At 58.5% G+C, this 20,952-nt stretch carries 21 protein-coding genes and 4 pseudogenes; 14 read left to right on the top strand and 11 right to left on the bottom strand.

Translation table 11 applies throughout. The annotated features are described in order from the left end of the window. The first annotated feature begins 5 nt into the window (after nucleotides 1-5). Entirely contained in the window at nucleotides 6-1,058 is a 1,053-nt protein-coding gene (locus ACVWYP_RS42265) for a DUF5700 domain-containing putative Zn-dependent protease (RefSeq protein WP_129964744.1), read from the top strand. A gap of 21 nt (nucleotides 1,059-1,079) precedes the next feature. On the opposite strand, the gene ACVWYP_RS42260 is transcribed toward ACVWYP_RS42265, so the two are convergent. The 4 genes and pseudogenes from ACVWYP_RS42260 to ACVWYP_RS42245 all read right to left on the bottom strand — a co-directional run. Next, nucleotides 1,080-1,733 (bottom strand): PAS domain S-box protein, encoded by a 654-nt coding sequence (locus ACVWYP_RS42260; RefSeq protein WP_244620937.1) that lies wholly within the window; start codon nucleotides 1,731-1,733, stop codon nucleotides 1,080-1,082. Between the two features lie 1,641 nt (nucleotides 1,734-3,374). Continuing rightward, nucleotides 3,375-4,032 (bottom strand): annotated as a pseudogene (locus tag ACVWYP_RS42255) (transposase); the annotation flags it as partial. Between the two features lie 68 nt (nucleotides 4,033-4,100). Further along, a complete protein-coding gene (locus ACVWYP_RS42250; RefSeq protein WP_440271594.1) occupies nucleotides 4,101-4,232 on the bottom strand; it encodes a hypothetical protein in 132 nt (43 codons plus the stop codon). 49 nt (nucleotides 4,233-4,281) lie between these two features. Continuing rightward, a pseudogene (locus ACVWYP_RS42245) lies at nucleotides 4,282-4,403 on the bottom strand (transposase); the annotation flags it as partial. 114 nt (nucleotides 4,404-4,517) lie between these two features. On the opposite strand from ACVWYP_RS42245, the gene ACVWYP_RS42240 reads away from it, so the two are divergent. The 3 genes from ACVWYP_RS42240 to ACVWYP_RS42230 all read left to right on the top strand — a co-directional run bounded on the left by ACVWYP_RS42240 (nucleotide 4,518) and on the right by ACVWYP_RS42230 (nucleotide 7,656). Further along, nucleotides 4,518-4,697: a hypothetical protein gene (locus ACVWYP_RS42240; RefSeq protein ID WP_016843092.1), complete on the top strand. Its 180-nt coding sequence runs from the start codon at nucleotides 4,518-4,520 to the stop codon at nucleotides 4,695-4,697. A 322-nt stretch (nucleotides 4,698-5,019) separates the two neighbouring features. Beyond that, nucleotides 5,020-6,366: a hypothetical protein gene (locus tag ACVWYP_RS42235; protein WP_244980955.1), complete on the top strand. Its 1,347-nt coding sequence runs from the start codon at nucleotides 5,020-5,022 to the stop codon at nucleotides 6,364-6,366. A gap of 783 nt (nucleotides 6,367-7,149) precedes the next feature. Beyond that, the gene (locus ACVWYP_RS42230; protein ID WP_028342869.1) at nucleotides 7,150-7,656 is read left to right on the top strand and encodes a GNAT family N-acetyltransferase; all 507 of its coding nucleotides are present in this window, start codon (nucleotides 7,150-7,152) and stop codon (nucleotides 7,654-7,656) included. Between the two features lie 64 nt (nucleotides 7,657-7,720). Here ACVWYP_RS42230 and ACVWYP_RS42225 read toward each other — a convergent pair. Beyond that, nucleotides 7,721-7,870: pseudogene (locus ACVWYP_RS42225) on the bottom strand (IS110 family transposase); the annotation flags it as partial. 236 nt (nucleotides 7,871-8,106) lie between these two features. Here ACVWYP_RS42225 and ACVWYP_RS42220 point away from each other — a divergent pair. Then, the gene (locus ACVWYP_RS42220; protein WP_145972837.1) at nucleotides 8,107-8,394 is read left to right on the top strand and encodes a hypothetical protein; all 288 of its coding nucleotides are present in this window, start codon (nucleotides 8,107-8,109) and stop codon (nucleotides 8,392-8,394) included. 380 nt (nucleotides 8,395-8,774) lie between these two features. On the opposite strand, the gene ACVWYP_RS42215 is transcribed toward ACVWYP_RS42220, so the two are convergent. Next, nucleotides 8,775-9,191, bottom strand: coding sequence for a hypothetical protein (locus tag ACVWYP_RS42215; RefSeq protein ID WP_244980956.1), 417 nt, complete (start codon nucleotides 9,189-9,191; stop codon nucleotides 8,775-8,777). 55 nt (nucleotides 9,192-9,246) lie between these two features. Here ACVWYP_RS42215 and ACVWYP_RS42210 point away from each other — a divergent pair, with 55 nt between their 5' ends. Beyond that, nucleotides 9,247-9,615 carry an ATP-binding cassette domain-containing protein gene (locus ACVWYP_RS42210; RefSeq protein WP_028342868.1) on the top strand — a complete coding sequence of 123 codons (369 nt, stop codon included), beginning with the start codon at nucleotides 9,247-9,249 and terminating at the stop codon, nucleotides 9,613-9,615. A gap of 325 nt (nucleotides 9,616-9,940) precedes the next feature. Here the strand turns inward: ACVWYP_RS42210 and ACVWYP_RS42205 are convergent, their stop codons facing one another. Continuing rightward, nucleotides 9,941-10,138, bottom strand: a complete 198-nt coding sequence (locus ACVWYP_RS42205) for a glycoside hydrolase family protein (RefSeq protein WP_376707417.1) — start codon at nucleotides 10,136-10,138, stop codon at nucleotides 9,941-9,943. 254 nt (nucleotides 10,139-10,392) lie between these two features. Here ACVWYP_RS42205 and ACVWYP_RS42200 point away from each other — a divergent pair, with 254 nt between their 5' ends. After that, nucleotides 10,393-10,566 (top strand): hypothetical protein, encoded by a 174-nt coding sequence (locus tag ACVWYP_RS42200; protein ID WP_172646734.1) that lies wholly within the window; start codon nucleotides 10,393-10,395, stop codon nucleotides 10,564-10,566. Between the two features lie 5 nt (nucleotides 10,567-10,571). Here ACVWYP_RS42200 and ACVWYP_RS42195 read toward each other — a convergent pair whose 3' ends face one another. After that, complete coding sequence (locus ACVWYP_RS42195) at nucleotides 10,572-10,715, bottom strand: hypothetical protein (RefSeq protein ID WP_155258664.1); 144 nt, start codon at nucleotides 10,713-10,715, stop codon at nucleotides 10,572-10,574. A gap of 838 nt (nucleotides 10,716-11,553) precedes the next feature. Here ACVWYP_RS42195 and ACVWYP_RS42190 point away from each other — a divergent pair. Next, nucleotides 11,554-12,987 (top strand): IS4 family transposase, encoded by a 1,434-nt coding sequence (locus ACVWYP_RS42190; RefSeq protein WP_304497169.1) that lies wholly within the window; start codon nucleotides 11,554-11,556, stop codon nucleotides 12,985-12,987. A gap of 584 nt (nucleotides 12,988-13,571) precedes the next feature. Here the strand turns inward: ACVWYP_RS42190 and ACVWYP_RS42185 are convergent. After that, the gene (locus ACVWYP_RS42185; protein WP_028342865.1) at nucleotides 13,572-13,892 is read right to left on the bottom strand and encodes a hypothetical protein; all 321 of its coding nucleotides are present in this window, start codon (nucleotides 13,890-13,892) and stop codon (nucleotides 13,572-13,574) included. A 530-nt stretch (nucleotides 13,893-14,422) separates the two neighbouring features. Here ACVWYP_RS42185 and ACVWYP_RS42180 point away from each other — a divergent pair. After that, on the top strand, nucleotides 14,423-14,788 hold the full coding sequence (locus ACVWYP_RS42180) for a hypothetical protein (RefSeq protein WP_028342864.1): 366 nt from the start codon (nucleotides 14,423-14,425) through the stop codon (nucleotides 14,786-14,788). 880 nt (nucleotides 14,789-15,668) lie between these two features. Here ACVWYP_RS42180 and ACVWYP_RS42175 read toward each other — a convergent pair. Both ACVWYP_RS42175 and ACVWYP_RS42170 read right to left on the bottom strand, forming a co-directional pair. Further along, nucleotides 15,669-15,977: a hypothetical protein gene (locus tag ACVWYP_RS42175; RefSeq protein WP_129964743.1), complete on the bottom strand. Its 309-nt coding sequence runs from the start codon at nucleotides 15,975-15,977 to the stop codon at nucleotides 15,669-15,671. Nucleotides 15,978-16,429: 452 nt separating this feature from the next. Continuing rightward, nucleotides 16,430-16,696: a hypothetical protein gene (locus ACVWYP_RS42170; protein WP_244980957.1), complete on the bottom strand. Its 267-nt coding sequence runs from the start codon at nucleotides 16,694-16,696 to the stop codon at nucleotides 16,430-16,432. A gap of 215 nt (nucleotides 16,697-16,911) precedes the next feature. On the opposite strand from ACVWYP_RS42170, the gene ACVWYP_RS42165 reads away from it, so the two are divergent. From ACVWYP_RS42165 to ACVWYP_RS42145, 5 genes and pseudogenes are all read left to right on the top strand, one after another. After that, nucleotides 16,912-17,130: a hypothetical protein gene (locus ACVWYP_RS42165; protein WP_028342862.1), complete on the top strand. Its 219-nt coding sequence runs from the start codon at nucleotides 16,912-16,914 to the stop codon at nucleotides 17,128-17,130. Between the two features lie 366 nt (nucleotides 17,131-17,496). Then, nucleotides 17,497-18,111, top strand: coding sequence for a class I tRNA ligase family protein (locus tag ACVWYP_RS42160; protein ID WP_338139840.1), 615 nt, complete (start codon nucleotides 17,497-17,499; stop codon nucleotides 18,109-18,111). A 210-nt stretch (nucleotides 18,112-18,321) separates the two neighbouring features. Further along, entirely contained in the window at nucleotides 18,322-18,639 is a 318-nt protein-coding gene (locus ACVWYP_RS42155) for a class I tRNA ligase family protein (protein WP_028342860.1), read from the top strand. A 425-nt stretch (nucleotides 18,640-19,064) separates the two neighbouring features. Next, the gene (locus tag ACVWYP_RS42150; protein ID WP_028342859.1) at nucleotides 19,065-19,415 is read left to right on the top strand and encodes a transposase; all 351 of its coding nucleotides are present in this window, start codon (nucleotides 19,065-19,067) and stop codon (nucleotides 19,413-19,415) included. Between the two features lie 175 nt (nucleotides 19,416-19,590). Further along, nucleotides 19,591-20,949: pseudogene (locus tag ACVWYP_RS42145) on the top strand (IS110 family RNA-guided transposase). The last annotated feature ends 3 nt before the right edge of the window (nucleotides 20,950-20,952 follow it).

The raw sequence follows: 20,952 nt of genomic DNA, 5'->3' as shown, positions 1-20,952 counted from the left end.
GCGCTATGTGCAACGAGGCTCAGCGGACACATGTTCACGACGCCGAACGAGACTGCAATATTCCCCGCGACGACCGGGTGTCTTTGCAATTTGATAACGCGCAGGTCGCAGCGGTGCTGAACATCTTGGATAAGATTGCGCAAGCAACGCCCGTCGATAACGATGATTGGCAAGACTTGTATGCGGCCGAACCCTATATCCGGTTGAAAGAACGTGAGGTCTCGATCAATCGGCCGTTCACCGACACCGATTTCAAGAGCTTTCTCTTGTCTTCGGATACACAGCGGCAACGGGTGGCATTGAAGCATACGCTGGCGGCCTGGTGTCGGCTGCCGCTGTCCGCGATCGGCGTAAGCACATTAGACTATTTGCCGGCTCACGCGCGCATTCGCGCAAGACTATTCCCCGTCATCAAGCCAGCGCCGAACAGTTTCGTGCATGGGGCGAGCGACGACGCGATGGTTTTCCTGTATCTCGATCCCACCCTGCGCATGCCGCAGGTTGAAGCCTTGATCGTGCACGAGCTGCATCACATCGGACTCTACCCGTTCGAATGCGAAAGCAACCAGCGGCAGGATCTGCGGCCGCCGGTCCGTCGCGCCGTCGGGTTCATGCGCGACTTCCGCGAGGGTTACGCTATGTTGGCGGCGGCCGGCGGATCTGACGTGCATCCGCGTCATCTCGACGGCGCGGCCGAACGCGCATTGTGGGACCGCGCCATGAACGATTTCGGTCATGAGCTGAAGGCAATCGAGAGCTTCCTGCTCGATGTGGTCAACGAACGGCTCGCTCCGGCGCAATCCGAACGCATAGCCATGGAATTCCTCGGCCGGCAAGGCCCATGGTACACGGTCGGCTGGCGCATGGCGGCGATGGTCGAACGAAGATTTGGCCGCGACCTGCTGATCGACTGCATGTCCGATCCGCGGCTCTTGCTGCTCTGCTACAATTCAGCTGCGGTAATCGCCGGACGTGACGAAAGCGCCGAAGAATGGCCGATCTGGTCGATGGAGTTGATGCGCGCGCTGGTGCCGTCACGTCGCGAAACGAGGCCTTGACCGTAGGTTCGCCCAACGCGATCAAATAACGCCGCGCCGCTTGGCCTCGATCACCGCTTCCAGACGATTGCAGGTGCCGAGCTTCTGGTTGACACGGTGAAGATGGTTGCGCAGCGTGCCTAGCGTAATCTGTCGCTCGCGCGCGACCGTCCGCGGGTGCTTGCCGTCGCTAATGTCGCGCAGGATCCGGTGTTCCTGGTCGGTGAGCGGAACGATCGGCGGCCGCCGTTGCTCGGCCTGAGGTAGTTGCACAATCTGCCGTACCAGATCGATGAGCTGCTGGTTTAAGTTCTCCGCGTCCTTCTGCCGCGTGATGTCGCGCGCGAAATGCACCACGAGCAGCTCGTTGTTGACCTCGTCCTGATACGCGAGAATTGAGACATTGATCCAAATGGGTGTTCCGGCCGCTGTCTTCGCCCTGACGTCATAGTTGGGTACGGTCGTGCCCGCTAGGCATTGGCCAATCACACCACATTGCTTGCAGCAGGTGTCCGCGTGGGTGCCGGTGTGAAATGAAATCAGGTCGACGCATGGCATGTTCATCGCTTGGGCGGCGCTGTAGCCGAACAACTGTTCAGCGCTGCGATTCCAGGCGCGGATCATACCCTCGCGGTTGACGGCGAACCCTGCATCGGCAGTGCGGCTCAGAAGCAATGCAACACGATTAGAACTCATCGCTCTTTACCCGAGGCCAGCATTCCATTTTCGAAAAGACACCAGGACAACAATAGTGCGAAGTAACTCGCTCTGCAATCAAGGAACGTAGATGCAAAGATGACAAGAAGTTGGGAAATGCCGGTCGGCGCGCACCTATTGTGGCTTCTGAACCGCCACATGGGCTTGACTTCGGCCCGATGGCATCGGGGCGGCATTGCCTTTTGGCCTCCCGATGAGTTTGGGCGTTGACTATCGTGATGTCTCTTCATGGCCCATCTTCGGCCTGGGCTACGCGCCAGGGTACGGCGCATAGGTTGCTGCGCTCTATGCCATTCCGCTTGATCCCGTCAGCAAGACGCAATGTATCGGCATTATCGCACTAAGTGGCGCGTATCTAGCCTCAGATGTTGCGCAGGCCGCCGTGCAGGGCGGGCCGCCCCTGGGCTAGCCGCGGGCGGCGCACCCACAGCGTACGGAGATCGAATGAAGGCGAATGTGGTCTAATGTCAGCTCGGGAGGATCATCTCCTCTCGATCGCAGAGACCCCTTCAGACGTCCCGTTCCATTTGGTTCAGCGAGCGGGCGGCAAGCGTCCGAAGCGCGATCCACATGCCGGCGACCCAGAAAATGCATTGGACACGCGACGATCGGTCACCCGCGGCACGCGGCGGGCCTATGCTAACCGAAGCTCGCCCTCATCGATGAAGACGAGGCGCTCAGAATCAAAGGTACATAGCTTTCGCGATCTAATATCGCTCCAGCCGCCTCGAAGTTATGTTCGTCGAACTGCTCTTTCCAAGTCTCAACGCGCGTTGCTGAAAAACGCCCTACCAGAATCACGAGTTGATCAGTCTCCTACATGCAACTATCATTATCGCCCTGTTTCAGGTTACGGCGGCGATAGCCGAGTCAAGCGGAGGTTCTCCTCATCGCGCAGCCTGCAAAACAGATCGCGTCTCGCGTCGAGATGCGCGTGCGTTCCGATCTCAGGGGCTCTCTTCGCATCGCAAAAGGCCAGGTCGAGCCTTGGGGCCGTTTTGCGCCGGCGCCCGGGGGCCTCGCCGTGTTCTGGATACGAGTATAAGTGTCAATCGGCACTGGAATGGGACCCCCCGTATTGCCTCATCTGCGGATGTTACCCTGATGGCGTCATTGCCTATGATGATCCAATGTCGATTGACGGGCAGCGCCACGTGGCTCTCCGAGCTTGCTCGACGAGAGGGGCTGTGGGCGGATCGGGCCCTACATAGCCCGAGCCGTCCACAACCCCGGGCAATGGGGCAGCGGTCGTGGCTGCGCCAAACGCCTCCTGAGCGACCAGTGTTCGGCAGCCCTGAGTCTAAGCGCCCTCAGCAGACGCTGGACGATCGAATGTCTCGTCCCGAACTCCTCAGGGTATTTCTCGCTCAGTCGGCCGACAATGGCGAGTGACGTCAGCTGCGACTGCGCAGCGAGCCACCCCCGATCGTAGCAATATGCGGGTTCAGCTTGGACGGCATGCGAACTCTAGTTTTATAGGGCCGACGGGATCGCCGGTGTGTGGCACGAGGCTTGCCGCCCTTCGCCGTCTTGCCGAGCGTCTTGGCAAGATTGGCTGCGGTCGCTGGCGCGTTGCAGGCCGCGCGCCTGAGCCAGCCACTGACGTGCCGCCATGGGCCACCTTGCTGCCGCTTTGCCATATCCGCCGCCACGATCGCGGGCGATGACCGATATCATTGGATGAGCAGCCAGCCAGGCTTGTGCGCTCGGGCTCACGGTCCGGCAGCAAGGTGACTACCCGGCGCATTTCCAGGTTGCAGATAATGCTGGCGTATCGGTGATTGCGCCGCCAAGCCCAGTCATCGATCCCGATGACCTTGAGAGAATCGGCCGACAAACGGCTGCGGCGTCGGACAACGCGCAGAAGCGGATCCTTGCTCACTGGTAGCATCAGCCGTTTTGCGAAACCCGCTGCCGGTCGACCGCCAAGCCCCAGACCAAGGTGATGGACGATAGAGTCCAGCCTTGCCGCGCGTCGCGCCGATGGAGCTATCCCGTCGGCGAAACGCTCAGTGAAGATCTGACGTCCGCACAGGACAGCGTCGCAGCGGAAGTGGCGGACGATCACCAGGAGCTCTACGACGCGCCCAGACAGCGGCAGATCGGTCACGCGGCGTCGATAGCGGCTATGGACACGTCGCGAAACCGTTCCACGACGGGCACAGGACGACGCCCCCGGAAGCCCGAACCACAACAATCGCCTTATCAGCCTGTAGTAAGCACTCTCTACAATAAACCCACGCGTGACCAAACTGGAGCGGTGGAGTGCCTGCTGCATGGCGCTGATTCTCCTCCAATCAAAGCGCCAGACATCCCCCGAACTGCATCAAAAGTGGGACAGAGCCCTTATTTTATGCCGAAGCACACCTTGGCTTTGAGCATGTCTTCCGACGCGCGCCGCTCGGCCGTTCCCGTGGCGTGCGTGACCCGACCGGCCACGGCCAGGCCATTCCGGTTCTCCATGGTGACATGCCCCATGTAGCAGAGCTTCGCCTCCCGCCCGGCAGCCTTCCGATAAAGCCGGCTGTCGGGAGCGGTTCTTCGTAGACGTCGTCGGGTCCCACACCGGATCGTTCGGCGCCAGCCCTACAAACCACCGATACAGCAGTTGTAATCCAGCTGCTCCATCAGTTGTCGTTCCGAGCGAATACAATCGTATGATCGCCATCGCCTCACGCGATCGACGTAGGCGCGGAAGGAATTGAGCACGAGGCTCTTGCGTCAGGCTATACGATTCGTTGTCGCTTTCGCGGCCACCGAGATATGAATGCAACGCTCCGGCTGCCCGAGCCGCTCGATCGATTGCCTGAGATTGTCGGTTTGTCGAGCCAGCGAACGCTTTCCTTCTTCTCGGTCGGAATGCGGGGCGGGTTTGATCTTCCTCTGGACTGCGCCGTGCCTTTGAATTTTTTCCGTGCTCAGAGCTTCACCGCGGCCGACTAACAGTGGTAGACTCCGACACCGCCCAGGTCGAGGCTGGAATGCATCAGCATTCCGCAAGTCGTGTGATGTATTGGCCGCAGGCTGTAGCCATAGATCCATAGATGCCGAAGCGAGCGAGTCCGACGGTTGGCACGGCCGGCGAACCGACAGTTCACCTTGGCGCAGTCAACGAAGCGGACCGGGGTGCTCACCTCTCGGATGTCTTCGCTACTTTGACGCCCGACATGAGTGACCGGCCTTGGCGCGCGCCAGCGTAGCGGCGATAGGGTGAATCGACTAGTATTTCGATCCTGTCGTCACGCAGCCGTACCAGGCGATTTCCATGATGAAAAGTCCGCGTAAAAAGATTCGGTCGTTATTGGTTGTTGTACTTTCGGTTGCGGGCGCGGCAAGTGGAATATGGGGCTGCAGGCGATGGCATGGGACACACGAACCGCCGGAGGCGCGGCTTGCGTTGGATGCGTACTACCCAGAGATGCCGCCCGATGCAAACCATCGATACCTCAATCTTCCGATGGATTATACAGATGAAAGCAGCGGACGCTTTCGCGCGTTCTACGTGCTCAGCACTAACTTCAATCCCAAAGATCCTGTGGTTTTTTTTCTGACGGACGGGCAAATGGAATTGGTAGGCCCGGAGATGGATTTTTCTTTCTTTGATGAGCAGCTTCCTGGCGTGTCATATGTGCTGATCGGCCATCGCGGCCATTGTCCCACGCTTTTTCCTGAGGTCTATCCAGATGGCAAGCTGGATCTGCGCCGCGCAATGAACCTTTATGGCTCCTGGCAGCGCATCGAGGATATCGAACGCGTAAGGAAGGACATGGTTTCCGCGAAACTGCTTCCGTCAGACGGACGCATTATGATTTTCGGAGCCTCAGGCGCAGGCCTACTTGCGCAGCAGTACCTGCAGCGATATGGAGAACACGTGACCCGGACATTGCTGGCCACCACGGGAGCGCCGGACTTGGCCCGTCAGCACGGATGGACCTACGCCCGCAACTTAGCTGAGATCGACTCGCAAGCCGCAGCCTCCTTGTCGGAGATTGCAAAGCTTGAGAATGGCAGGCGAGCAAACTTAGCTTATATGGTCTTTCAGCTCGCGCGACAAGGACAGTCAGGCTTAGCAACGCTTCGTAAGATTGTCCATGAAGAGCTAACCCACAACTTCTTGCCGTATACTTTGCACGACCTGCACATGAGCCTGCGGTGGGCACTCACCCGCACCCTGCTAAGCCTGCCTGCCGCTGATGCCGTGAAAGTGCGAATGTACGAGCTACTTGGAAGGGACCTACAGAGTATGTCCTCATATGGTTATGACCTCCCGCTCTACGTGTGGTCTGCGGAAGTCCTGAAAAACTTTCTGCAGGAGCCTGTGTCCTTACCGAATCTGCAGTTGGATCGGAGCCGTTATCAGGGGGAGGTTTTGGTTATCGCAGGAAAGGACGATGTCGTATTCTCTCCTGCAATAGGCAACGCTATCGCGTCAGCCTATTCTAGGAGCAGGCTCCTATTGGTTCGAGGTGGCCACCAATTGGAACTTGATCACGAGTACCAGCGTGCCGTTCGGAGAGCCTTCTTCCTGCATGGCCTACACGCGGGCGAAACAGTATTGCTCCTGGACACTCCTCCCTCCGGTCCCGCGAGGCGGGACGGAGAACCACAATAGGGAATCGATATGTGCGCCCATTCCAGCGGAACGGAGGTCTTCAGGCATGTGGCGCAGTGACGACTAACACTTCTGATTTTTTGCCCTACTGAACGCACCGCTGTAATTTCTCAGAGTTCCGCGCCGCAGCCGTAGCAATAACTCGCGCTGCCTGTCAGCAGAGATGGCTAAGACGGTTGACGCAGATCAAAGAAGCCCAACCCTAGATCAACTATCATGTGAGCGGTCACGTTCCAGCGGAGACGCCGATCTGCTTCTGCAGTACCAGTCGGACAAGTTGATCCAGGAGATGCGGACCCTGATCACCATCCTGATGTTTGTGCATCCAGATGGTCCGGCCAGATCGAGGATTCTGGTCAGAAAGTACAAGGAGGAGTGCGGTGGCGACGAGGCTATCGATTGAGCCAAATCAGTTTGTCGCAGTGCGCCGGGACTTCATCTTCACACGAGATGGTGATCGGCCAATTCCACGCTGCCGTACTTGTAGACCGACACGGCGCGTGATCCGAACGGCTCCCATCGTCGCGTACATGCTCGGCCGGGATCGGCAGCGCGTGCTCTCTTATGCCGAGCGCGACAGATGGCGCGCGACGTGGATCGATTGACCCGCGCGAGGCCTGCCAGGGCCATCGATTGCAAAGTTACTTTGGGAAAGCCGAGGCGGCGCGGGATCGCGGGACCGCCCATCTTGCGCATATAAGGCGCTTGCCGTTTCGGCCTTTGACTGCGCTGTGAACGGCTCAGAAATAAACTGGAGTGAATAAGACGGAGCAACGGACCGATATGAGCAAGCCGCATTGGCGTCCCGCGCGCGCGTCTGACCTTGCTGCGATCAGCGCGATCGCCGCGCGCATCCATCCCGCTCTGTTCGAGCGCTCCGAGGTGTTCGCAGAAAAGATGCGGCTTTGTCCAGATGGCTCCCGCGTGCTCGCCGCGGACGTAGCGATCGTCGGCTACGGGCTCGCCCATCCCTGGAAGCAGCATCGGATCCCGCCGCTCGACGGCTTGCTCGAACGATTGCCTGACGATGCAGATTGCCTTTACGTGCATGACGTGGCCGTGCTGCCCGACGCCCGCGGTGGTACGGCACGCGCTTATGTCGCGGCGATCGAGAAACTCGCGCGCCTGTCAGGCATTGCGGCTCTCGCGCTGGTCTCGGTTTACGCCACGCGACCGCTATGGGAACGTTTCGGCTTTCGGCCCGTCACGACGAATGCGGAATTGAGCGCAAAGCTCGCGTCCTACGACAAGGGCGCGACCTACATGCTCCGCGATCTCGGTGCGACGTAATGTCCCTCACGCTCGCGGCTCATGCGGCGTTAAGCCACGCGCTCGAACCGGTCTCGGACAGCCTCCGTCGAACAACCGCGTGTACCGTTCCGGTCGCACCTTCGACCTCACCGAAGAAACGAACCTCTCCCTCCCGGTCTGCGTCCGCAATCGCGACCGCGTTCCTCAGCTTGGCCACATCGATTCCGACAAATACTTCCCTATAATCTGCCACGCTCGTCCTCCTGTGATGAGGATCGGCTTGGTCCGTCCGAGCAACCCTCGGACGCGCAGTGTAGGGCGAGCCACCTCCTCGACAGAGGCGGACATAAGGTCTTACCCTTGATCGACGCTGCAGCTATGTATTCAGCGTTGACGCAGTGTTGTCGGTGGATTTGGAGCCGTCGTACACGAGCGCCGACGCCCCTTTATCCGAGTGCACGCAACGAGTATCGGAGCTTTCGCGAACAGTTGAGCCGATTCCGCGCGGAAGACTATCGCGGACGCAAAAAAAAACGGGCGAGTTCGCGGCCTCGATCGGCTTACCTCTCGCTCGGCGTGCGGCGGACAACGCCTGAGGTCTTTCGTCAGCTCTATGCCGATGGCACGCCGGAGAAGATATGGCTCAGTTTGGATGCGAGCGATTTCGAAAATGCGGAATATGCTGATTTCTTAGTTGGTACAGGAGATATTTCGCCGCAACGACTATGGATACGCTCAGCGCGCCTAACTCAGCAGCGCAGCATGTATGCAGGGTAAGACCAATTCCAATGGTTAAGCAGCCGGACCTAGCTAAAAATGGCTGGGGCAAAGAGCGATCATCGTTGTAGACCAAGGGTACTCCGCTGATGGCCGTGCTGGCATCGTAAATCCTGCTCTTCGAAATCACCTCATGCACAAGCCGATCCCGCGGGAGAGGTCGTCTCAGATCGTCTTCGTGGAGTCTTGAGTTGTGCACGCGAACACCTCGGGCGCGATAAGCGGCTCGTCGTTTGCTCCAACAAGGCCCCCGTCGCGTCGCTCGAAGAGATGGAGGATCTCGCCCAAATGATCGCGAGGGGTTGGGTAACGAAACGTGTTCGGAGACGCCCTCAAGGGTCTACGTGGTTAACTTCACGATAGGGCCGTGATCCGAGCTGCTATTTTGCATTGGTAATGCCTATTGATAGAAGAGGACGCCATGGCGACTGCGACGCAAACGTCTCGGGGTCCTTGAAACGCAGCGCGGCGAGACCCTTTCCCGCGTGCAGGGCGAGGCAGACGCGGTTGCCGCCGTCATTGGTGCAGGTAACCCGTATCCTCAGCTTTGCAAAGCGGTTCCGTGATGCCGTTCTGGAATATCGACTGGTGCGCCGGCGCTCAAGGCGAAGCAGGACAAGCTCAATCTGCTGGACCGGTGGTAGACGTTTATCACGCGCGCCGGCCAGAGCTTCGCCGACGCCGAGGCGGCGCTGGCTAACGAGCGGATTGCCGAGATTCAGACCGCCTGCCAGGATCTGTTCGCTCGCTTCGTGCGCGGCTGGCCTGATGTGAAGCCGCCCCTGAGCCGGGCTCAAAACAGCGAAAACGTTGATCTAAAGCTCGCGGACTTTTTCGGCCTTCAGGATCTCAGTGCCCGGGGCTCTCCTATCGGAAAGCTATCGCAACGCTGTTGCGGCCGCGATTTTCCTGGCGGCTGCGACCAAGCATAGTGGCGTTCCGCGCTTCACGGTGCTTGATGACGTGACGTCCAGCTTCGACGCTGGTGACCAGTTCGCGCTGATGGATGCTGTTCGGACATTGCTGCGCTATAGCGCCGTGCCGGACGGGCTTCAGTTCATTTTCTTAAGCCATGACACCAGTCTGGAGAAATACTCCGACAAGCTGAATGGCACCGCGGATTGGCATCATCAGAAGTTACAAGGCATGCCGCCGAAGGGGCGGCTCATGGTATCGGCTCAGGAGGCTGATCGCCTCAAGGCACAGGCGTTGCACACCTGAATGCCGGTCAGATCGATATTGAACTACGACAGCCTTATGCAGCGATTTTTTCCGATCATGCTGGGAGGAGGGGGCCTAGGCCGAGACGTCGAGACACCGCCCGCGGTCGCGGATTACATCAACTGGTTCATGGGTTGAACAAGCTGCGCAAGCTACAAGCCGGCCTCTGTGGCAATCGCGCCATCATGATTGACAAGCGGCTACGGTTCGACGATGAAGCACAGGCATTCCGGCACAATCTGGTTGCTGAGTTTTGTGCATTGGCGTGCGGTTGCGCTCTCGGTCCACGCCAGAGAAACACATCTTCTGGTCATCGCGACGCCGGTTAATCAGGCCCCGAACAATCTTGCCCTGCGCGCGGATGTAACCAACCGTTGTAATTGCCCTTTTGTTTGGTCAGCAACGCCGCGCACGCGCCTCGGAAATCACCATCGTTGATTCTGGCTAACATTGGCGATTTGCACACGGCACTAGTACCAGCGTTGTAGGACCTGGTAAGGAACTGGCCGACTACAGAGAACATGTGCGGCTGAATATCTGAGCAAGGACTCGATGACAAAAATCACGGCAGCCATCAATAGGTTGGGCGATCGACTTGACGGGTTCTTTCTTCAGTTTGTCAAAAGGCCAGATTGAGTCGGCTCTCATCGCCACAGCAAGGGCCCGGTAAATCTTCGTAGACTATCAATCCTGGTAGGTGCGTCGCAATTCGCCTTTCACGATAGTGCCTTATGCAGACTCATTGCGCGATATCGTCACTCGTAAGGAAGCAGAATCATGCCCAGACTTCAGGGGACTTATGTGAACGACAACATCGGAGCGAAGCTGGTAATCTCACAGGCCAATGATGCAAACGGCCAGATTACTGCTGCTTCGATCAGCTATAATGGCCATAACTATCCTGCAACCGGCCACTACACTTCAAGAACAGCGCTGGCCCAACCACGGTAGCGGTTCTAACCGGTTTGAATGATGATATTGGCTATGTCGCCTTGTCCTTGACCGCCGAAAACCAGGAATTCAAACGGCTCAAGAGCTTCGGTGGCCTCGTTGATTTCAATGTCGAAACCATCGGCATCGGTGGCGCCTTCATTCGCCAATAGTGCAATGACTGGGTGTGATCTTAGGATTCGCGCTGCGTTTGGGCTGTGGGGGGCTACTGCCGCGGAACGGATGATCTCGGCTAAACCCTATAGGCGCCGCTCTCTTTCGTCTTTGTAGAAATCGGCCGCGAACGTAGAATCGCCAGGTTCGCGGGCATCGTCGCAGCCGATTTTTCAACGAGCTTATTATTTGGTGATGAGCGAAACCTCAGACGGCTGGACGCGCGAGCAGGATGAGATCTTCTGGCATTTGGTAAGGAAGCAAACTCCAGAGGAAGTCATCGCGGCGGAACTGAACAAAAACTGTCAGGATCTCAGACGTCGCGGTTACGCGCTGGGTCTGCCAACGAAATGGTTTAAATCCGCTAAGAGAACGACTGCCCCCCGGTGCCAGAGACCGGGGAGGGTCGCCAGCCCCGTATAGCGGAGAGATTTCCCAAAGCCGACCGCCCCGTTGAACCGATCCAGTTTTCGCGGCCCAATGATGCAATGACCGTTGGGTCTCGCGTGATAGTGGCGTACTCGACAGGTTCAAAGTTAAAATGGCGGCGCGGCCTCATCGTCGGTCTTGGTACGACCAGGACAAGGGTGCGCGTCCTCTTGGACGGAAACATGCGCCCGATGACACTCCACGTTTGCCTTTTGGAGGTGGAGGAGGCGCAACGTTCATAGCCAGCGCCGCGCAGCCAGATGATGTCGGTACCCGGATAGTAACGCTTTCAATTACCCACATTTGACGTCGAATTTGAGCGAGGCGCCGCGGGCGAAATCTTGAATCGGTAGAATCTGTTGTGATTCGTTGTTGAGCACCTGATTCGGAAGCGCGGGGTGCTCGATGGGCTTGGTGAAGGAACGCGCGGGGGCGCGTGCTCAGCGATTGACGACCGGTATCGAGACGTGGGTTGATCGGGAAGTTGCGGGATGCGAGTTTAAGGATGAGCGGCTTGGTCGCCGGTTCTGCAAATTGCTCGCACAAATCGGGAGCGACATGGGTCAAAGCATCCCGCTGGTTTGTCAGGATTGGGCCAACACGAAGGCCGCCTATCGCTTCTTCTCCAATGAACGGGTCAACGAGGCGGATATTCTTTGCGGTCATTTCGAGGCGACGCGCGGGCGCGTAGCGGCGACGGAGGGACCGATCCTCATCCTCCATGACACGACGGAATTCAGCTTCAAGCGCGAGAAGCCGGATCTGATCGGCTTTACGGGCAAGACGGCAGGACGCACGCAGTGCGGCATCCTGATGCATTCGAGTCTCGCCGTGACGACCGAGGGGCTTCCCCTCGGACTGTCGGCAATCAAGTTCTGGACCCGCAAGAAGTTCAAGGGGACGACGGCGCTGAAGCGAAAGATCAATCCGACACGGGTGCCGATTGAGCAGAAGGAGAGCATCCGCTGGCTCGAGAATTTACGGCAATCAACCGACCTTCTCGCTGCCCCTGGACGATGCGTTCATATTGGTGATCGCGAGAGCGACATCTATGAGCTGTTTTGCCTGGCCGAGGAGGCTGGAACACATTTCCTGGTGCGAACCTGTGTTGATCGGCTCGCCGGGGACGGCAATCATACAATTGCCGACGAAATGGACGAGGTTACGATCAAGGGTCTACATCGGATCAAGGTCAAGGACGACAAAGGCGATCCCGACGACGCCGTTCTTGAGATCAGGTACCGCAAGATACGAGTCCTGCCGCCGATTGGCAAACAGACGAAATATCCCGCACTCACTCTGACCGTGATCCATGCCCAAGAGCGGGGAAGGCCGAAACGGCGAAAGAAAATCGAGTGGAAGCTCCTCACCGATCTCCCGGTCCAATCGCGCAAGGACGCCATCAATAAAATCGAATGGTACGCCTTGAGATGGAAGATCGAAGTCTTCCATAAGATCCTCAAATCGGGCTGCAAAGCAGAGGACTCAAAATTGCGAACTGCTGAGCGTCTGGTCAATCTGATCGCGGTCTTCTGCATTGTGAGTTGGCGCGTCTTCTGGATGACGATGCTCAATCGCTCCTCGCCGAATGCCGTACCGCAAATGGCGCTGACAGATCCCGAAATCAGGCTTCTTGATCATTTGGTGAAAGACAGGGGTGGTGATTGCTCTCGACGAAGCACGCTCTCGCACTATGTCGTCAAGATCGCGCGGCTCGGAGGATACTTGGCCCGAGCCAACGATCCGCCTCCAGGAAACACCGTGATCTGGCGCGGACTATCGCGGCTGAACGACATCGAACTTGGAGCCGCAATCGAGGCAACAATTATGGGTAATTGAAAGATAGTAACGCCGCCCGCGCTTAACATATATGTGGACGGCGCTGTCTCTATCCGCAGGAGGGATGACAAAATCCTGACCTGCGTGACGTATGGAGCGGAGCTTCCGTCTTCGCTATCCGTATGATTCCGGAAAAGAACCCCAATGAGCTGTGGAGGCGGCTCGGTGCGCGGGCTGGATCGGCGGCTGGCTGCCTAGCCGTGCGCGCTGGCGGCCAGGGTGACGCACCCAACTACGAACAAAACCAACGAGCTCACAATCGCGATGAGTCCGGCCCGCATATACAGATCTGATGTTCGAATATGGCGTGACTGTAGAGTGTTCTCCCGTTCGCTCTTGTCAACGTATCTTGTGGAAATGAAGGCCAGAACCCACGTGCTAACAGCGGCGACTGTCCCTAGCGCCCAAAGAAGCATCGAGCACCTGGCGCCGGCTGTGATTGCGGGCTTGTTCATCTCAACTAGTTTTGCTGACTGCGTCAGGAGAGCAGCAGCCGCGCCAGCGTTTATGAGAATGCAGGCTTTGATAGCACCTTGTGCATATTCTTGGGAGATTTCCCGATAGTCGGCCATTGTATATCGCTGTCAATTCTCTACCGCGTCCACCCGCATGTCGCCGTAATCTTCTTGCATCGGCCGCTCGCCGTCGAAATCCGGATGAGCGAGGAGGGCGCCATTGCCAAATAGCACCATGCCGCCAATCCAGACGAGGCAGGTGGCAGTCGAATGAGCTGACGTTTCGACGCCCATATTGCCGGTGAGGCCGAACAACGTGCTCGCGTTGAACAGTAGGCCGGGGATTCCCCAGAGCCAGAATAGCACTGCTAGGATTCCCCTGAAAGCGCCGTAGCGGCTTGTGAGCGGGAAGGTGTGTTCCCAACTCTCGTTGCGTTTAAATAGCCCCATTGAAATCCCCTAAAACCAAACGCAACGTTAGATCGTGGGTACCGTGCGCGACAACTAGTCTTTGGGCTCGTGCATGTTTTCGCCCCAGCATTCCAAGTTCCGTACGGTCCGCGCCGGGACCTGAAACTGGACCTCCGATACACTGTCGCAGGAAGTATGGAGTGCAGTGATCGCGAATGAGCTTGATGATTTGGGTGGTCGGATCGCTGAGATTGAAATCGACGAGTTGGTTGCGATCATAGTTGATCAAGTCGACGACGAGATCACAGTCCAGATCGCGAGCTTTGTGGGCGTTGATTTTCAGGGGACGGGCCGTTGCCGCAGAGGACGCGGCGAAGTTCGGAGCGTCAGTCGCGACGTAGTGGCGGATAGGTGCGAGCCTATTCCTTAGTGTGAAGCTCCTGCATAAAACATGCAGCTCGAATACGAGCCCGCTCTAGTGTGGCCTCTTTCTTCTTCAGAATCTCAAGCTCAGATTCTAGCCGTTCGAAGGTCGGCAAATAAGCTCTCCCTCTCTGCCCGCGCGGTGCATGTTCGACGCGCCTGCTGCGGGCTGGCGCGAGCTAAGCAGGAAAGCTCTGCTGCTACTCGATGAGCTGCCGTACGAGCCTGAATGGCTCGATAGGATCTATGATCGCCTATTCGAGGACAGCGCGCGCCTGAAGCTGGCCGAGACAGCAGACGGCCGGACTTTCGAAACGTTGAAGGAGGCGGAAGACTTCCTGGCTGACATCGGATTCCACCTGGTGCCTGACAGCTGCGATTGGCGGATTGCAGCTGGTGATGACGCGGATTGCTACGCTGTCGAAGGTGGTGGATACAGCGTCAAGATCGGGGCGGCCGAATCTACAGCGCGCGCCTGTCGTGCTGAGGCGCTCGCGCAGGCGGCTGAATAGCCGGAAGCTGATCAAGAAAAACGGGGCCTGTACATATCGTGCAGGCCCGTTTTCGACTTTAGGCGCGGCATCGCCGGCCAGTAACAAGGCTGGTTTCCAAGCCTCGGATTATATATCGTGATGCGTGGTGATATCTAGTGCCTGCCGTAGCCGTGTATGGTACCAGCGCCGTTGGATCACCGTCCGAAGCTGCTAAGGTCGTAGCAAGACCAGGCCCGAGACCTGGCGCTGGGAATAGCTTTGCTCGCGGCTGCTGCCATACCGGCAACATTGCAGTCTGACATCGTCGCCATGTAACCTTCAAGGATTGTGTGCTGCAAGTAGGCAGCGACACCTAATACGCGCGATGAACTCCGTTTTCGGGTAGTGTCGTGGCAGACATAGGACGCAGAATAACCGGGCTTCAAAGTCGCGGCCTTGATTGCCGACTCTCCAATCCTCCGACACTCATCTAAGGTCTCTGACGGCCGAGCGACGATGTGGATGGTGGCTAAAATGCTGAGGTGCGTCGAAGCGACAATGATGATGAGCGGTGACATGTCGGCTGACCTCGAAATCGTTACTGGGTAATTCCATTAAGCGCATCAAGCCATCGAAGATTGTTGGAGCCGGCCATTGTGCTGGCCCTTCGTTCTTGGCCGATCTCTTTGCCGTTCTGACCCGATCACTCGCGCCTTCTCTGTCGGTCCGCACATACAGCCGCCGCCATGATGCGCAAGCCGTAATAACGATAGACACAGCCGCCTCTGCGATGAGAATGCTATGGCCTCGAGAAGCTGGGGTGATGCTCATGAGCGTCTTTCCTTATGTGCCGCGTCGGAGATGATCTTAAGCAACCTAAAGGGCGTAAGCGGGTCTTTGCGGATGAGTTCTGTGCTCGTCACTGTAAACTCTTCGGGGCCCCGCGCTCGCCGATGGCCACGCGAAGTGTGGCGAGCTTCTCGGGGTCGGCAGAGCGAATAGCTGCTTCGAAGACAGGCATGAATTTGAGCCTGTCCATTGCAACAGCTTCGTTAGCGATCGTGAGCGGGCGGCCTCGAAGTGCCCTTCCGCTTGGAGGCCGTCTGGGTGGAGGCCTAGTCACTTCGAGTTTTGCAATCGCGGCAAGCACGACGCTCGTTGCGACCTTTCCTTGAGACCACTGTGTGAGGGCCTCAATGGCGTTCTCCGATGCCTCTTCACGGGTCATGGCATGACTTCCGCGAAATTATGGAAAAAACTTGCGGGCAGCTGGAGGAGCCACCCGCGCGAGTTGCGCCAACAAAGAGGCCCGGCCATCTCAGGGGGGGGGGCGCGCGAAGTTATGAGTAGCCAAGCCGATAAGCCTCTCAGCAACTTGCGTGCCATTCACAATGCAGGACACGCGGAACAGTGCACGGCACATGAAAGGCGTGCGGGCGGCTGCTGACGGACCGCCCGCACGAGTTGCGATGCGAGTGGCTTGGCCCTCCAGAGGGGCAATCATAAGCGACCAAGCCGTACACGGCTCAGCAATCCACGTGCCAGACTGTCACGTGTCGCAGAAAGCAAACGGAGCGCTTTTACACCTTGTACAGGCTGACCATCCGAACCTTGATGGCGGCTTTCGGACCACAGTGTCAGGAACCGAACGCGGCTGAACGAAATCAGACGTGCCCGTCCTTAGTGGCGCCGGGATCTCGTGATGATTGGATCGATCGCGTCATCGTGTATGACTATGAGCTCGCCGGGCTCCACGCCGAGACTTTGCAACATCCCAGCTTCGAGAGGGCAGTTCAGCATTGCAGCCTTGACGCCGCTGTCGCTAATCGTCAGCTTCACGGCTTCAGCCGGATCCGCGACCGCAACGGCGTAAGTTACATGCCTGAATTCTTCGTCATCGTCGCTATCTTCCTTGATGATGGCGACCGTCACCAACCAACCGTCCATCTTGCTGCGCTCCGGAAGCCATCGTCTGTGAGCCACCGATCCACGATGAGCCAGCAATTTCGGGGCCATCGGATATGCTGCCATAAACCCAGCGCGGCTGGTGCGATCGTTGCTGGGATTGGCGGGCTGCCGTATGCGAACAGCGCGCCGATGCGGCGGTGAATTAGGACATTGACGTAGCGCGTTACGGCAGGTTTGATGATTGATCAATTTGGATGACCATGACAGTTGCAGAGAAGATCGTCCGCGCCGTCCGCGAACAACCAGGTTTGACAGAACGCGAACTCGCCGACCGTCTCTTCGGGGAGAACGCAGCAATTCAGCGCGTCAATCCGACATGCCGGAAGCTGGTAGAACAGGCCCTGTTGGTGCGCCAAGGAAAGGGATGGAGCGACGATCCGTTCAGGTATCGCCCGGCGAAGCGCGAACGCTAGCGGCTGCAGCCCAGTGGCAACTCCAACTCTTACGCGGAGGCGATCCATCGAGCCGTGCAGAGTGTACGATAAGCTGCTCGTGCGAATGCTTTCAACGCCCCGCGACCGCGTTTGTGTCGATGCGTGACGTCAATTCGGCTGGCGGGCGAACCCGCCGCTCTGCGCCGGAGTTGATCCAGAGAATGGAGTCGGGCTTGTTCGGAAGAAGCGGCCAGATTCGAGGACGGGCAACCGCGCTGATTGGCGTTGGGGTGTTCCAGTCCGCTGCCGCCGAACAGGCCTGAACCGTCTTGTCAGGACCTCGGTCTGCTGCGTGGAGCCGAGAAAATTCGCCACATGGTGCCCCACGGGGACCGTTCGGGTGTCGTGGTCGAGCCTTTTCTGACCGACCAGTGGTTCGTGAACGCCGAAGTGCTGGCGCAGCCTGCAATCAAGGCCGTGGTTGAGGGCGATACGGTCTTCCTGCCCAAGCAGTGGGAAACGACCAACCTCGACTGGATGCGCAACATTCAGCCCTGGACCATTTCGCGTCAGCTCTGGTGGGGTCATCGCAACCCGGCCTGGTTCGGCCCGGATGGCACCATCTTTGTCGAGGAGACCGACGAGAAAGCGAAGGCTCAGGCCCGGTTACACTATGGCCACGACGAGCCGCTGACTCAGGACGAGGACGTGCTCGACACCTGGTTCTCCTCGGCGCTGTGGCCATTCTCGACCCTCGGCTGGCCCGAGCAAACAACCGATCTTGAGCGCTTCTATCCAACGGACACTCTCATCACAGGTTTCGATATTATTCCGTTCTGGGCCGCTCGGATGATGATGCAGGGCCTGCAGCTGACGGGCGAGGGTCCGTTCAGGCGAGTGTTCATCAATGCCCTGGTGCGTGATACGAGCGGCGCGAAGATGTCGAAGTCCAAGGGGAACGTCTTAGACCCTCTCGCGCTCTCGATGAGCTCTGAGCCGACGCCCTGTGCTTCACGCTGACCGCCATGTCGGGCGCCGCACGCGATATCAAGCTCTCGCGGCAGCGCGTTGAAGGCTATCGCAATCTCGGTACCAAGCTCTGAAATGCCTCGCGTTTCGCCCAGTTGAACGGCTGCGCGCGACAAGCGGGATTTTCGCCGGTTCGGGCGACGATGCCGCTGAACCGCTGGATTATTGGCGAGACGGTCCGTACGGCGAAAACCGTGACCCGTGGCATTGGCGGAGTGCGGCTTCGGTGAAGCTGCGGAGACGCTCTACCGCTTCATTTTAAACTTGTTCTACGATTGGTACATCGAACTGATCAAGCCGAGGCTGAACGGTGCCGACATTGCGGCGCACAACGAGACCCGCGCGGTCACCGCGTGGGCGTTGGACGTCACCTTCAAACTGCTGCACCCGGTCATGCCATTCCTGACTGAAAAGCTTTGGGCCCAGACGAGCGATTGGCGCATCACGCGAGCACCAGGGCTTCCCCATGACCGCGTCCTGGCCACAGTTCGCGGAGAGCCTGATCGATCCGGCCGCTGATGGGGAAATCAGGCTGATCATTGATGCCATCTCCGAAGGCCGGTCGGTTCGACAAGAGCTGAATGTTCCTCCCTCAGCGCGCCCACCGCTTCTGGTGGTCGAGGCCTCCGAGACGCAGCGCAAGGCGTTGAAGGTCAGCGCGCCGCTTATCGCGCATCTGCTCCACATCTCTGATGTACGGTTCGTCAGTGCGGTGCCCGCAGGCGCGATCTCCTATGTGATCGCCGGCGCTACGCTGGCATTCCCGGTCGCAGAATTCATAGAGCTGACGGCCGAGCGCACGCGCCTCGCTAGGGAACTCGCTAGCCTTGACGTAGAGGCCGACAGACTTTCTAGGAAGCTCGGCAATGCGGACTTTGTCGCGCGTGAACCTCCTCCGAATGAGTGGACACCTGTAGTAGGCTCATTGAGCCCGGAGGTGTCGAATGGAACGTCAACGTCGGTCGTTTACCGAGGAGTACAAGCGCCAGGCCGTCGAGCTGGTGGTGTCGAGCCTTCGCTCGGTCACGTCGGTTCCCAAGGAGCTCGGTCTGCGCGACTCGGTGCTGCGGCGCTGGGTCGACAAGTTCCGGCAGGAGCCGGCATCGGCGGCGTGGCGCCTCACCACGCAGGCGACGTCGATGTCGGCGGACCAGGCTTCGGACATCGCCCGGTTGCGCCAGGAGAACGAACGTCTGCGCATGGAGCGCGATATTCTAAAGAACTGGTCCAGTACAGTGGCACGCCTGTGCGGCGTAGAAACAGCCTTGTGCTACCCTCGGCGGCTGGGAGGGTAGCGGCCGTTCAATTATTGGAGGCACAATCCCCGTTAAAAAACATGTCCATGGGGGCATGCGAACTTGAGAGCGGTGACGTCGCCCTGGCGACGATCCCGATTAGGAAGATGACGATAGGAAGATGACGATTGGCATAGCCCAAACCCTCCTGCTCATCATTGAATGGAGGATTGCCATGCTCAAGAAGAGGACGGCCGGCGACCGCCCAGAAGTTAGGCGAGTCAACGTCGCGGCCGCCGCCATCGACATCGGATAAAAGATGCACATGGCTGCGGTGAACCCGCTTGCACTGACGTGCCTGTGCGCTCTTTCGGCACATTCACGCGAGACCTGCATGAGCTGGCGGACTGGTTCAAAACGTGCGGCGTGACGGGTGTCGCAATGGAATCCACCGGGGTCTATTGGATCCCGGTCTACGAGATCCTGCAGCAGCGCGGGTTTGAGGTGATTCTGGTCAATGCGCGGTACGCCAAGAACGTGCCCGGGCGCAAGACCGATGTCAGCGATGCCGCGTGGTTGCGCCAGCTTCACTCCTATGGCCTGTTACGCGGCAGCTTCCGACCTGATGCCGAGATCGCAACCCTGCGCGCGTATCTACGCCAACGGGAGCGGCTGGTGGAATATGCCGTCGCCCATATCCAGCGTATGCAGAAGGCCCTGATGGAGATGAATCTGCAGCTCCATCATGTGGTCACCGATATCACGGGCGCAACCGGCATGCGGATTATCCGAGCGATTGCGGAATCCTGACGTCTTGGCAACCTATCGGGACGTGCGATGCCATTCATCCATCGCGACGATCCGTGCGGCACTGGTGGGCAACGACCGGCACGAACATGTCTTCGCGCTGACCCAGTCGCTGGAACTTTACGACGTCTACCAGGCGAAGATGCTGGACTGCGACCGCAAGCTCGAGGTCCTGATCGCGGCACTGAACAATAAAGGCGCGAAGCCGACCGGAAAGCTATCCAAGCCACGTATCAAGACCAAACAGGTCAACGCGCCTACCTTCGATGTCAGGACCGCACTGTACAGCGTGCTCGGCGTCGATCTGACTGAGATCCATGGGCGGGGTCCATCACTGGCATTGAAGCTCGTCGGTGAGTGTGGCACCGATGTGCGAGCATGGCCGAGCGCTAAGCACTTTACCCCCTGGCAGTGCCTTGCGCCAGGCAACAAAATCTCTGGCGGCAAGGTGTTGTCCTCGCGCACACGGAGATCGTCCAGTCGGGCAGCCGCACTGTTGCGGTTGGCAGCAACAACCGTCGGGCGGAGCGATACGGCGCTCGGTGAATTCTATCGCCGACTATCCTCACGTGCGGGTAAGTCAAAGGCGGTGACAGCGACCGCCCGCAAGATCGCCGTTTTATTCTACAACACCCTCCGGCACGGTATGCACTACAGAGACCCCGGCGCGGATCACTATGAGCAGCAATATCGCGGTCGTGTCCTCGCTAACCGTCAGCGCCGAGCCAAATATCTCGGCTTCGTGTTACAGCCCATTCCGGGCGACCCCGATCCGGCTGTTTCTTAGGAA

This window comes from Bradyrhizobium sp. USDA 3262, assembly GCF_054060035.1.
Note: the sequence above shows the minus strand (reverse complement) of the source record. Positions and strands in the feature narration are given on the sequence as shown.